This is a genomic window from Sphingomonas sp. (assembly GCF_036387595.1).
Classification (GTDB): Bacteria; Pseudomonadota; Alphaproteobacteria; order Sphingomonadales; family Sphingomonadaceae; genus Sphingomonas.
The window spans coordinates 33,662-45,722 of the sequence record NZ_DASVTL010000069.1 but is presented as its reverse complement, the minus strand read 5'-3'; the positions used below and the strand labels follow the sequence as shown (position 1 = coordinate 45,722).

Genomic DNA, 12,061 nt, shown 5'->3' with positions numbered 1-12,061 from the left:
ATCAGTGGCTTCCAGGGAACTCTCTCGCCGCTAGAGCGTGCGGCGACTAAAATCGTGTAGATTGGTTGCCCGAAAGGCGGGACGTGACTGTCCGCAGCGGGTCCGTGGACTTCCTAGTGTCGGCGCAAGGGAGTCAGCGTGTGACGGCGGGCTGCTGCACGGGCGGCACAGCGTCGTTGACCGGCGCCGTCCAGGCCGCTGGTGGCGTCAGACCGGATGCAGGAAGCGTAACAGGGCGAGTGGAACCAACCGGAAAGCTCGTACCCAGCGGCCCCTCCGGCGCCGGCGTCGCGGCGGGCGCAATGGTAGGGTTGGGAGCAGCCGCTACGTCAGGCGCCGGACGGATGCGTGATGACGGCACCTGGATCTGGTCGATCGGCTTCAGTACAACCTGGAACGGCCCGAACTGACGCGACCGGCGACGTTGTAGGTTCTCCTCGGCATCGTATACGGCAACCGCCTGGTCGATCGCGGCGGCCTCCAGCCGACCCAGAAAAGCGAGCAGCACCGCCTGTCCGGCATAGCGGTCATAGCGCGCTGTGGCGACAATGACCTGCGCGTTGAGAAGACGCTGCTCGGAGTCGAGCACTTCGAAGTTCGACCGGAACCCTTCCTGGAACCCGCGTCTTACACCGATGATCGCCTGCTCCGCAGCCCGGACCCCGGATTCGCCGGCGATCAGCTGGTCTCGCGCGGTGAGTGACCGGTTCCAAGCGCTCTGCACCTGAACGTTGATGTCGCGGCGCGTGGCCTCGACCAGAAATTGCTGCTGCTGGCGGATCGCGATCGCTGCCCGAACTCGCGAATCGACCACGCCTGCGGTCAGCAGCGGCACGCTCAAGGTGGCCTGCCCGCTGAACAATCGTCCAAAGTCCCGTGTCGCGTAACTCACCGGACTGCCGACGCCCGCGTTGGCAGACACGCTTAGAACGGGGTTGCGCTCGGCACGTTCGCGCGCGACCTGGGCACCGGCGGCGCGCTCACTGAGGATCGCCTGCCACAGGATCGGGCTTTCGGTTTCGGCCACACGGTACGCATAGTCCAGAGACAGCGGCATGCCGGGAAGCGCAGGTTCGGGATCCAGCACCCCTGGATCGCGGCCCACCACGCTTGCGAATCGAGCTCGGCCTTGCTGAAGCCGGGCACGTCCCGAGGCGAGCTGCGTCCGCACGATCTCCAGCTGTGCCTGCGCCTGAGCGATGTCCGTTCGGGTCAGATCGCCGCCGCGCTCGCGGGCAACCGCCTGCTCCACCCAGCGCTCGTAGCTCTGCACCGACCGTTCCTGGATCCTGACGATCTCCTGATCGCGACGTACGGAGACATAGGAGTCGACGACCTCCAGCAGGATTTCGTTCTCGGCCTGACGCAGTTGCTCGCGCCCGGCCAGCACCGTCGCCTCCGCTGCGGAAACCTGCGCCGCGGTGCGCCCGCCGTTGCTGATGATCTGGGATGCGCCGATACTCGCGTTCAGCGAGCGCGATTTCAGTGTCGCGAAATCGCCGAAAATGTTGCGCTGCTGCTGCGACGCATAGTCCAGCTGTGCCACTACCCCGGCGTTCAGGCGATAGGGCGATGCCGCCTGGATCACCTGCTCGTCGGTTGCACGCAGCTGCGCGCGCTGCGCCTCCAGCCGCGGATTGTTGCGGTACGCGTCGGCGATCGCCTGCCCCAACGTGTCTGCCTCAGCTGCCCCAGGCAGTCCGCAAAAGGCAGCACCGGCCAGTGCCCAAACGATGATCCTACGCATATGAAATTCCCTCAACCCCAAGGCTGCCTAACACATGGCATTTGCGCTGCCAAACCGGTTTGAAGCGGGCCGTGCCATAAGCGATATCGCGCGTGGCAATCGTATCGGCGCTTGGCACATTCGCACTCGCGGGGCTATGATGCGTAGTCTAAGTCGTAAGGGGAAGCCGGTGAGCGTAGGAAGAATGCGGGCACGCAGCTTGAGTGGACTCGCAGGCGCGGCTCTCCTGCTGTCCGCTTGCGAAAGCATGGAGACGGCACCGCTTGCGGCGACGGCGCTGCCGCCCGCAAGTGACGTGTACCGCCTGGGGCTCGGCGACAAGCTGCGGGTCAATATCTATGGCGAACCCGCGCTGAGTGGCGAATATCAGGTGTCGGGCGGCGGCGTAGTCGCGATGCCGCTGATCGGTGACGTCCAGGCGGTGGGCCTCAGCGCGCGCGAACTGGAGGCGGCCCTGGTCGCTCGCTATGCTGGCGGATATCTCAACAGTCCTCGCGTTGCCGTCGAGGTTTATGACTTCCGGCCTTATTTCATCCTGGGTGAGGTGCAGCGTCCGGGCCGGTTTCCGACCACCGAAGGTACGACGGTCCTGAGCGCCGTCGCGACCGCAGGCGGATATACCTACCGGGCCAATCGCAAAAAGGCATATCTGCGGCGCGCCGGCGAGACTGTGGAGCATGAGGTCAGCGTCAGTGAGAACCCAAAGATCGCGCCTGGCGATGTGATCCGCGTCGGCGAGCGCTACTTTTGATCCGGCGGCACCCGCGCGCCGAGGGAACGGCGTCGAACGGACTTGGGCTTGTGCGGCGAGGTTTGGCCGGCATGGGTCTGACCGCCGCGGTGCTCACCGCACCCGCGGCGGGGCAGAGCATCGGGCAGAGCATCGGGTCGACACGGTCCGACTTGCCGCTGCCGCTCGACCGGAGCACGATGGGCCAGACGGGAACCGTTCGCGGCGATCCGTTCCTGCGACTGCCGCGCGTCGACGTCGGAGCGGATTCGGGGGTTGCCGATGCTTCGACGGTCCTGACGCGAGGTGTGACGGTGCAGGATCGCCCGCGGCCCGAGTTCAGCAACGAACCCGTACCGGTCGGTGCGTTTCTGCTGACCGCGGAGGGCGGCGCTCGGCTGGGCTACGATGTCAACGTCTTTCGCCAGCGCCAAGGTGCATCGGATGCTTATGGCCTGTTGACCGCGAACGGACGGCTGGCTTCAAACACGTCGCGCCATTTGCTGCTGTTGGAGGGTGGCGTGGCGGAGCGCGCCTACACCAAGTTCACGACCGAAAGCGGGCTCACCTATGCCGGCCATGCCGGGGGGCGACTCGACATCGGCCAGCGCGACTCGCTCTCGCTCGACGTGCGGCACGAACATCAGTTGCGTGAGCGCAACACCGCGACCGAGATCCTCTCGACGCGGCGTCCCGTGCGAGTCGATCAGACCGCGTTGACGCTGAGTGGGCACAAGCGACTGGGCCGGATCGGATTCGACCTTGCGGGGGTGGTAACCCGTTCCGACTACGAGGACGCGGAGACCGTCGACAGGATTCCGATCGACCTGGATGTACGCAACAACCGTTCCTACGGCGCCAGACTTGACGTGTCCTACGAACTCGGCCCGGGTCCGATCGCGTTCGCGGCCGTCCGGACCGAGCGGCGGCGGTACGACCGGCGCATCGTGGAGGGCCGAAATCGCGACTCGAAACAATATGAGGTTCTCGCGGGACTGCGTGGCGACATCACACCGCTGCTCCGCGGCCAGATCGGTGTGGGCTACATCTACGCCGAACTGAACGACGGCCGCGGGGCGGGGGGGCCCAGTGTGGACGCGCGGCTCGATTACCTCCTCACCGATCTGACCACCGTCTCCTTCGAAGGCCGTCGCGAACTCCGCAACGTCGCGTCGATCACCACGCCTGAAGCGCTTGCGTCCCGGCTCACGTTACAGGTCGATCACGAACTGCTGCCCAACCTGATCCTGTCCGCGACTGCCGGCTACGACCGGGCAAGCTATCTGGATGAGGACGGCGGATCGACGGAGATCGAGGGCCGGGTCGGGGCGACATATCTGATCAACCGCCGCTTCCGGCTGACCGGCGGCGTCGGCTACCGTAATCGCAACGGCTTTGGTCGAATCGCGGACCGCGATTACAACCAGCTTGGGGCCAACATCGGCATTGTCGCCCGCTTGTAGGCCGTTGTGAGGCGATCGAGAATGATGCCATTCAGGCGTAATAGCTCTTGAACTTGTTGTAGTAGGTCATCTCATCGCCGTAGCCGCCGCGTGCCTGCGCCGTCAGGTTGACCACTGTCAGAGCGGCTCCCTGTACGCTGGCCCCCGCACGGGCCAGCATATCAAGCGCCAGCTGCGCGGCGCGGACGGGGGTTCTGCGCCAGCGAGCGACAAAGAGAACCCCGTCCGCCATGCTCGCAACCGCGCGCGCCTCGGCGAGCGGGAGGATGGGAGCCGTGTCGAGCACCACGAAGTCGAACCGACTCCCGAGATCGCGCACCAACTGCTCCATCTTCTCCGAGGTGAGCAGGTCGTATCCTTGCGCGCCCTTCTTGCTCTGCCCCAGCACCAGCATGCCAGTCGGCTCGTCGCGCAGCAGCGCCTGGTCTAGCGTCGCCTCTCCTGACAGAACCTCGATCAGCCCGATATTCGCCTCCCCCGCCATTATCGATCGGCTCGACGCACGACGGCGCATGTCGCAGTCGACGAGCACGACCCGCATGCCCGCCAAGGCCGCAGACCGCGCCAGACAGATTGCGGTGGTCGTCTTGCCCTCGCTGGGCAGCGCCGAGCAGATCGCCAGCGTGCGGACCGTCTGGTCCGCATGGCCGAGCCGCAAGGCGGTCCTGATGCTGCGGAACGCTTCGCCAAAGATCGTGCCGTCATTAGCCACGAGGTAATCGGCCGGACCCATCTTCCCGCGCGCGGCACCGCCGGCACCAGGAACGCTACGCAGGTCGGGCACGTTGGCGAGCACCGGCAGGCCGAGTTTGCCTTCAATGTCCTGGCGCGACTGGAATCCGTTTTCCAGAAGCTCCAGCAGAAGCACCAGGACGGTGGCGGCGAGTAGCGCGGCAATGAGCCCGCCAATCAGAAACAGCGGCAGTTGCGGGAAATCAGGAGCACCGGGCACCGGAGCCTGCGAAATCACGTACGCGTCGCTGCGATCGGTGCCCTGACCGGCGACGGCCTGACGGTAGCGATCGAGGAAAGCCTGATAGAGCCCGCGGGCGCTTTCCGCGTTGCGTTGAAGCTCGGCGAGCTGCACTGACGCGGTGTTACCGGCCCGGAGCCCCCCCTGCGCGCGATTGAGCGCGGCAGAGAGCGACGCGCTGCGGCCGCTCGCTTCACGCAAGTCGGCCGCAAGCGTGCTGCGCACTCGGCGCGATTCGTTAGCGATGTTGCCGTTGATGTCGGCAAGCTGCCGGTCGATTCGCGCCAGGTCCGGATGAAGGCGGCCATAGCGTTGCGCGAGATCGGCCCGCTGCGCACTCAATTGCGCCTGTTGCGAGCGAAGAGTCGAGATCAGCGTCGACGCCGCAGCGTCCGTGGACGCGGAGGTGCCGCTTGCCGCGACAGCGGCGAGCTTGGCTCGGCTTGCTGCTTCGTCGGCGCGCGCGCCCGCAAGCTGTGTACCTAGCGTGGACAGCTCCTGCTGTACGACCGTCGAGTCCTTCTGGACGTCGATCAGGTTGGTCGCGCCGCGATACCGCGCCTCGGCGGTTTCGGCGCGGATCACGTCGGCGCGCAACGTCTGCATGCGATTGCGAAGCTGGGTGATCTGGTCGCCGCGTAGCGACTCGCGTCCGATCCGCTGGCGGTCGACGTAATCGTTGACGACGGCGTTCACGACCTTGGCGGCGAGCTTGGGGTCGCGCCCCTGAAAGGCGACGGTGATCGCATATGACACGCCAGTGCGCTTTGCTGTCAGTCCGCTCCGTACGGCACTGATCGCACGGCGGCGCGCTGCCTCGGCGGAAGGTGGTGGAGCATCCGCCGTACGCCCGAACCCTTGCTCGCGGTCGAGCCGCAACACGTCGACGACTTCGCCGGCTAGCGCGGGAGAGGTAAGAACCTGAACCGCAGTGTCGACGGAGGGCGAGTCGGTGAGCAGATTGCTATCGCCGCCGCTTCCGGACTGGCCAGAAACCAGCTCGCCAACCTTGCGATCGAGCGCGACGACCGCAGTCGCGGTATAACGACGGGGCAGGGTGAGGTAGGCGAAGGCGGTCAGGCCAAGCACGATTGCGATCGTGCCGAGCACCCACCATTGTCGCCGCCGCAGCGTCGCAAGGATGCGCCGTAGGTCGATGAGTTTCTCATCGCGCTCCCCCGCCGCCACTGCGACCGCGGGCGCGTTGCTCGTGCTCATGTCCATTTACGCTATTCCTGACATCTTGGCGATCGCCCGCTACCTTGTCCTTAGCCGATCAACGCTCGTGCATCGACCTTGAGAAGGCTTCGGTCAACGGATCGAGCATGTATTGAAGCGCAGTGCGCGCGCGCAGCTTGACCAACACCTGAACGGGAACGCCGGCGCGGACGCCAACGTCGGCCCCACGCACCGCCTTTAGCAGATCGAGCTGCGATTTCGGCACCTCGATCTCCGCCGAAAAATACGCCTGGCCCGTCTTCTCGTCGGTCAGGGCGTCTGCCGAGACGTTGCGCACCGAACCGAGAAGGATCGGCAGGTCGCGCTCGTGAAGCGACAGGAACTTAACCTCGGCCTGACGTCCTTCGTGAACGCCGTCGATGTCGCCTGGCGAGAAGTTGGCCTTGATAATCAGCGGTGCCGCATCGGGCACGATGTCCAAAATGGGCTGGCCCGGCTGGATCACGCCGCCGACCGAGAATACCTTGAGGCCTACCACGCGACCCGCCAGTGGCGCGCGGATGATCGTGCGCTCGAGCTGCTCGCGTGTAGCAAGCCACTTGGGCATGATTTCGTTCAGCTGAAATTGCGTGTCGCGCAGCAGGGTGGCGCTGTCCTCCACATATTTGCGCGACGTCGCAGTCGCTTGCTCGCGCGCCTGTCCGACCTGTTCACGCGAGGCGGCGGCGCGCGCGCTGTAATCGGCGTCCGCGCCCTCCAGCTGCTGGATCGCCCGCTCGATCGAGCGGACCGAATTGCGCGACACGTAGCCTTCGTCGGCCAGCTTGCGCGTGCTCTCCAGCTGCTGTTGCAACGACACGCGCTGCTGCCGGCTGGCGTCGGACTGCGCGGCGAAGCCAGTGACCTGGTTGGCGACCTCCGCCTCCTGCTGGCGCAGCACTGAACGGTTGGCCGCGAGCGAATTGGCCCGCGCGCTGCGCTGCGCGATCTGGAGCTGCTTGGCGCGGGCCACCAGCGCCGCATCGTCGCCAGTCGCAGCGGCGAAGGATGCCGGCCATGCGATCGGCGTGCCGCGCAAGTCGGCCTCGAGCCGGGCGCGCTGCGCCTGCAGGTCGATTACGCTGCTTGCCAAGGCCCGCTCGGTTGCGGCCACCTCGGCACCCTGCAGGCGGATGAGGACTTGGCCCGCATTCACGTGTTGTCCTTCTCGCGCGGCAAGCGACTGAACGATGCCGCCTTCGCGGTGCTGCACGGTCTGACGATGGCCGGAAACGGTAACTTGACCCTCGCCCCCGGCCGCGGCGTCGAGTCGCGCAAACGCGGCCCAGCCGAGCAGGACCACGAAAAACAGAAACGCAATGACGGTGCCGGTACGAACAGCGCCCTTGCTTGAGTCCTGAAGTTGAAGCCGTTCCGCGATGCTGCGCGGTGCCGGAATTACCTCCTGCCGCGGATTTTGTACGATGTCGCCGCTCACCCGTTCGTTCCTTCAGCTGCGGGGCGATCGTCGGCATGACCCCGGTCGGTGTTCGGATGTCTGCCCTCCCCCGGAAGCCTGCCCTCCGGCACGGGCTCGACCGACGTTGGCCGGATAACCTTCGCGCGATCGTCAAACACCTGAATGGTGCCGTCACGCATCAGCATCACCTTGTCCACAGCCTGCAGCAGCCCGGTCCGATGTGTCGAAACGATCACGGTGGCACCGCGCGCGCGCAATTCACCCAAGGTCTGCATCAGCCGCGCCTCGCCGCTCATATCGAGATGTGCGTTTGGCTCGTCGAGGAACAGCAGAGTAGGCCGGCCGAACAGCGCGCGCGCGAGCGCCACGACCTGGCGCTGCCCGGCGGAGAGACCGCCGCCCTCACGCACGGACAGTTGCGTGTCATAGCCGTTTGAAAAGCGCAGGATGAGGTCATGCGCCCCCGCCATCTGAGCCGCGCTGACCACTTCGCGGTCAAGCGCCTCGCCGATCTCGCCGTTGAATGCGCGGAAACGTGAGATATTGCCGTGCACGGTAGCCGGAAACAAAGTGGGGGTTTGTGGCATGTAGCCGATGTGCCGGCCGAGGTTCTCACGGTTCCAATCCGCCAGCCGCGCTCCGTCGATCCGAACTTCGCCTTCGTCGGGCTCCAGCGCGCCTGACAAAACCCGCAACAGCGTCGACTTGCCCGCACCGCTCGGTCCGACCAGCGCGACGATCTCGCCCGGATTGATCGTGAAGGTCAGGTCGTGGAGCAACACGCGGTCGGTGCCCGGCGCGCGGACGACGATGCCGTTCGCCTCCAGCCTGCCCTGGGGCGCGGGCAGCGCGGTGGGCGTAATCGTGACGTCGGGCAACCGGCAAAACGAGTTGAGTCCCTTGTACGCATTCTGCGCGCTCATCACGTTCTTCATGGCGTTCAGGATCTGCTCGATCGGCTGGAGCGCACGGCCCAGGATCAGCGACGCCGCGAAGATCGCGCCGGCGGAAATTTGCTGGTGGATGGCTAGCCAAGCGCCGAGCCCAAGAGAGAGCGACTGGAGCAACATGCGCAGGAACTTGGTGACCGCAAGGAAGCCACCGGAGGATGCCGCCACGTCGCTCTGCTGCCGGACCACCTCTGCTCGTTCCAGCAGGTGCCGCGTGACGAGCGCGTCGCGCATGCCCAGCGCCCGGGCCACTTCCGACGCTTGGATCGAGTAATCCTGGCTGCGATACGTAGCGGTGGACCGCTGCGCAGTCTCCGCAAGCTGCTTCTTGGTTGCAAGGTCGCTCCACACCGCCAAGCCGATCAGCAGCAGCGAACTGAACAGCGCGAGGAGGCCGATTAGCGGATGAAGCAGGTAGGAGATGGCAATGTAGATCGGTGCCCAGGGCGCGTCGAACAATGCTACGATGGCCGGGCCGGTCAGCGTGCCGCGCAGCGTGTCGAAGTCGCGCATCGCCTGCGCGCGCTGCAGCGGGCTGGCCGCTCCGGTGCCTAGAATGCGGTGAAGGATGTTCGACGCCGCCATCCGCTCTAGCCGGATGCTTGCCCTGAGCAGAAGGCGCATGCGCACCGCGTCGAGCAGCGCGAAGACGATCAGCGACACCGCCAGAATGACGGTCAGCACCAGCAAGGTGGTGGTGCCGCGCGTCGGCACCACGCGGTCGTAGACCTGGAGCATGTAGATGGACGGCACCAGGTATAGCACGTTGATCAAGCCGGAGAACACCCCGGCGAAGATGAAGTGTCGTCGGCACGCGCGAAGCGCATCGCGCAGCGGGTTGGATGAGGAGAGGTGTTCCGACACTGTAATACTTATCCCGTTCAGACGACCGTGGCATGCACGATTATCGCTGGTAGCTTATGTTCGCGTTAAGGGCGCGCGCCTTGGCCAAAAACCTATCATAGCCGCGTTCGATCTGCCAAGCATCCAAGATCCGCGTCGTGCCGTCCCCCACGAGTCCAAGCAGCGCCAGCGCCGCTCCGGCGCGCAAGTCCAACGCGCGCACCTCCGCTCCGCGGATCGCCGCTCCGCCCACGATCAGTGCGGTGTCTCCTTCAATGCGGCAGTCGATCCCCAGCCTGCGAAACTGCTCCAGATACGCGTAGCGCCCGGCAAAACGCAGGTCGACGATTCGCGACTCGCCGCGGGCGCACGCGCCATAAGCAGCGAACAGCGGCTGCATGTCCGAGTTGATCCCGGGATATGGCCCCGTGCTGATCTCGACCGGATAGGGCCGGCCCGATCGCACGATCACGGTGTCTCCGTCGCGGTAAACCCGGGCACCGCTTTCGCGCAGGAAGATCAGCGGCACTTCAAGATCGTGTGCGGGGAAATCGTGGATCTCGACGCTGCCGCCGGTGATGACCGAGCCGATCAGCCACGTCATCGCCTCCATGTTGTCGGGCATGACGCGGTGGGCCACGCCGTCCAGCTGCTCGGCGCCGGTGATCTCGATGCTTTCCTGTCCGTGGACGGTAATCCCGGCACCCATCTTGCGCAGGAAGGCGCAGAGATCCAGGATCTCCGGGCGGATGTGAGGATTCCAGACCCGGGTCGTACCGCGCGCGAGACTGCCGGCGATCAGCGCGTTCTCGGTCGCGCCGGTGGAACGGAGCGGCAGCACGATATCGGTTCCGGTCAGCCCTTGCGGCGCTTCGGCGAACAGCCGGTTGCCTTCTGCCCAAACGCTCGCGCCAAGCTTGGTCAGAACCAGTTCGTGCAGGTCGTACTTGCGGTCGCCGAGATCGCACCCGCCCGGCAGCGGGACGCTTCCCGCGCCCGTCCGCGCCACTAGCGCCCCCAGGATGAGCAATGTATTGCGGATCGAGCGGCCGGCCCAGTGGAGGCGACTGTCGGGCGCGTGCGTCTCGGCGTCAATCACCAGCGTTTGGGCGGTGATCGTGCAATTCTTGCCCAGCCGCTTCAGCATCCCGACGTGCACCGCCGCGTCGAGCAGGCCTTCGGGGTAATTGTCGAGCACGACCCGTTGCGACGTCAACAGCGAGGCGGCGAGCAGGCGAAGCACGCTGTTCTTGGCACCGCTCACCCGCACCTCGCCAACGAGCCGCGAGCGCGACACCTCCAAGACATGAGCTTCCGTCGCGCCGACATCCTCGTCGGCCGCGGGCGGCATGGTCGCGTTCGCCGTCATGCGTTCGCCTGTTCTGCGGTTGCATCACAGGGATGCCCTGCGACTTCGTGGGCCGGGCGCATCGTGCCGTCCGCAGCCAGATGCCGGACCTCCGCCTGCATCGCGACGCCGGTCAACTCCAGAACACGGCGGCGCGCAAGGCCGATCAGCGCCAAGACGTCCGCTGACCGCGCCTCGCCCGTGTTGACGATGAAGTTGGCGTGCTCAGGCGAGATCTGCGCCCCCCCGATCGACAAGCCCTTCAGTCCCGCTCGCTCGATTGCCGCACCCGGTGGGCCGATGCGTGCATACAGTGCAGGGTCGCTGACGAATACCGATCCGCAGTTGGCACGAACGCGAGGAAACTTGGCCCGGCGCGCGGCAAGGATGGCAATTGCCTCGCGGCGGAGTGCCCCGCGATCGCCCGGCTCGAACCGCAGCCGGACCGAGACCGCTATTGCGCGGCTGATCTGCAGCACCGAAGCGCGATAACTGAATCGTAGTTCGTCCCGATCCATTCGCCTGCGAACCCCGTTGCGCTCGACCACGTCGACCGACACGACGTTGTCGCCAATACCGCGACGTTGGCTGCCGCCGTTCATCGCAACAAGGCCGCCGAGTGTCCCCGGTATGCCGATCGCGTGCGTAGCACCAGCCAGCCCGGCACCGATCACCTGCCGCACCAAGGCGGGAACCCACGACCCTGCGCCCGCATGGACACAACCATCGGGATCGACTGCAAAGCCGCCAAATGCGCGACCGATCCGTACAACCACTCCGCGGAAACCGGCATCGTCGAACAACAGGTTGGATCCGTCGCCAATTACTGCATGCGGCACGCCCGTTTGCTCGATGACCGCCAGCGTGGCAGCGAGGGATTGAGAATCGGTGGGCGTTACGACCAGGTCTGCAGGCCCGCCGATCCGCCAGCGACCGATCAAGGCGAGCGGCACGTCGCGGGCGACTTCCGCGCGTGCAAGTACCTGGTTGAACGCCCAAGTGGCGGCCACAACACGCTCGTCGTGGGCAAGACCATGGCTATCAATCACCGGCCGACCACCGCGTGCATGAGGTTCAATCCTTTGGATGGCGGAGTTCCAGACTTCGTGCCCCGCGTCCCTTTGATCAAGCACACACTCAGTCGCCACGGCCTTCGCCGGGGCCATAGCAGGATAGTACCGGATTGGAACCGTCGATTATCATCGGAATAAACAACGCTGCAGAGTGTCCCTTCGGCTCGTACCAAACAATTAACTAAAATTCTCGGGCGGCCGCTTGTGCGCATAGTAAAAATGCGACATTCCCGTTTCGGGACGTCGAATGGTTCGAGCTCGGGATGCAAGTCCTGCGCGGTGAATCGATATTTGGG

The 12,061-nt window shown here is 65.5% G+C and carries 8 protein-coding genes; 2 read left to right on the top strand and 6 right to left on the bottom strand.

Translation table 11 applies throughout. The annotated features are described in order from the left end of the window. Positions 1-133: 133 nt before the first annotated feature. Positions 134-1,672, bottom strand: a complete 1,539-nt coding sequence (locus VF643_RS05790; protein WP_331042428.1) for a TolC family protein — start codon at positions 1,670-1,672, stop codon at positions 134-136. 109 nt (positions 1,673-1,781) lie between these two features. Between VF643_RS05790 and VF643_RS05785 the strand changes: the two genes are divergently transcribed. After that, a complete protein-coding gene (locus VF643_RS05785) occupies positions 1,782-2,498 on the top strand; it encodes a polysaccharide biosynthesis/export family protein (protein WP_331042427.1) in 717 nt (238 codons plus the stop codon). Between the two features lie 71 nt (positions 2,499-2,569). Further along, positions 2,570-3,940 carry an outer membrane beta-barrel protein gene (locus tag VF643_RS05780; RefSeq protein WP_331042426.1) on the top strand — a complete coding sequence of 457 codons (1,371 nt, stop codon included), beginning with the start codon at positions 2,570-2,572 and terminating at the stop codon, positions 3,938-3,940. Between the two features lie 31 nt (positions 3,941-3,971). Here the strand turns inward: VF643_RS05780 and VF643_RS05775 are convergent, their stop codons facing one another. The 5 genes from VF643_RS05775 to murB are packed head-to-tail and all read right to left on the bottom strand — an operon-like array spanning position 3,972 to position 11,858. Further along, positions 3,972-6,137 carry a GumC family protein gene (locus VF643_RS05775; protein ID WP_331042425.1) on the bottom strand — a complete coding sequence of 722 codons (2,166 nt, stop codon included), beginning with the start codon at positions 6,135-6,137 and terminating at the stop codon, positions 3,972-3,974. Positions 6,138-6,189: 52 nt separating this feature from the next. After that, positions 6,190-7,569 (bottom strand): HlyD family type I secretion periplasmic adaptor subunit, encoded by a 1,380-nt coding sequence (locus VF643_RS05770; RefSeq protein ID WP_331042424.1) that lies wholly within the window; start codon positions 7,567-7,569, stop codon positions 6,190-6,192. Then, the gene (locus VF643_RS05765) at positions 7,566-9,365 is read right to left on the bottom strand and encodes a type I secretion system permease/ATPase (RefSeq protein WP_331042423.1); all 1,800 of its coding nucleotides are present in this window, start codon (positions 9,363-9,365) and stop codon (positions 7,566-7,568) included. Before VF643_RS05765 ends, VF643_RS05770 begins: the two co-directional genes overlap by 4 nt. A 40-nt stretch (positions 9,366-9,405) precedes the next feature. Next, positions 9,406-10,713, bottom strand: coding sequence for a UDP-N-acetylglucosamine 1-carboxyvinyltransferase (locus VF643_RS05760; protein WP_331042422.1), 1,308 nt, complete (start codon positions 10,711-10,713; stop codon positions 9,406-9,408). Further along, positions 10,710-11,858, bottom strand: a complete 1,149-nt coding sequence (gene murB, locus VF643_RS05755) for a UDP-N-acetylmuramate dehydrogenase (RefSeq protein WP_331042421.1) — start codon at positions 11,856-11,858, stop codon at positions 10,710-10,712. The genes VF643_RS05760 and murB overlap by 4 nt, the downstream gene beginning before the upstream one ends. Between the last annotated feature and the right edge of the window lie 203 nt (positions 11,859-12,061).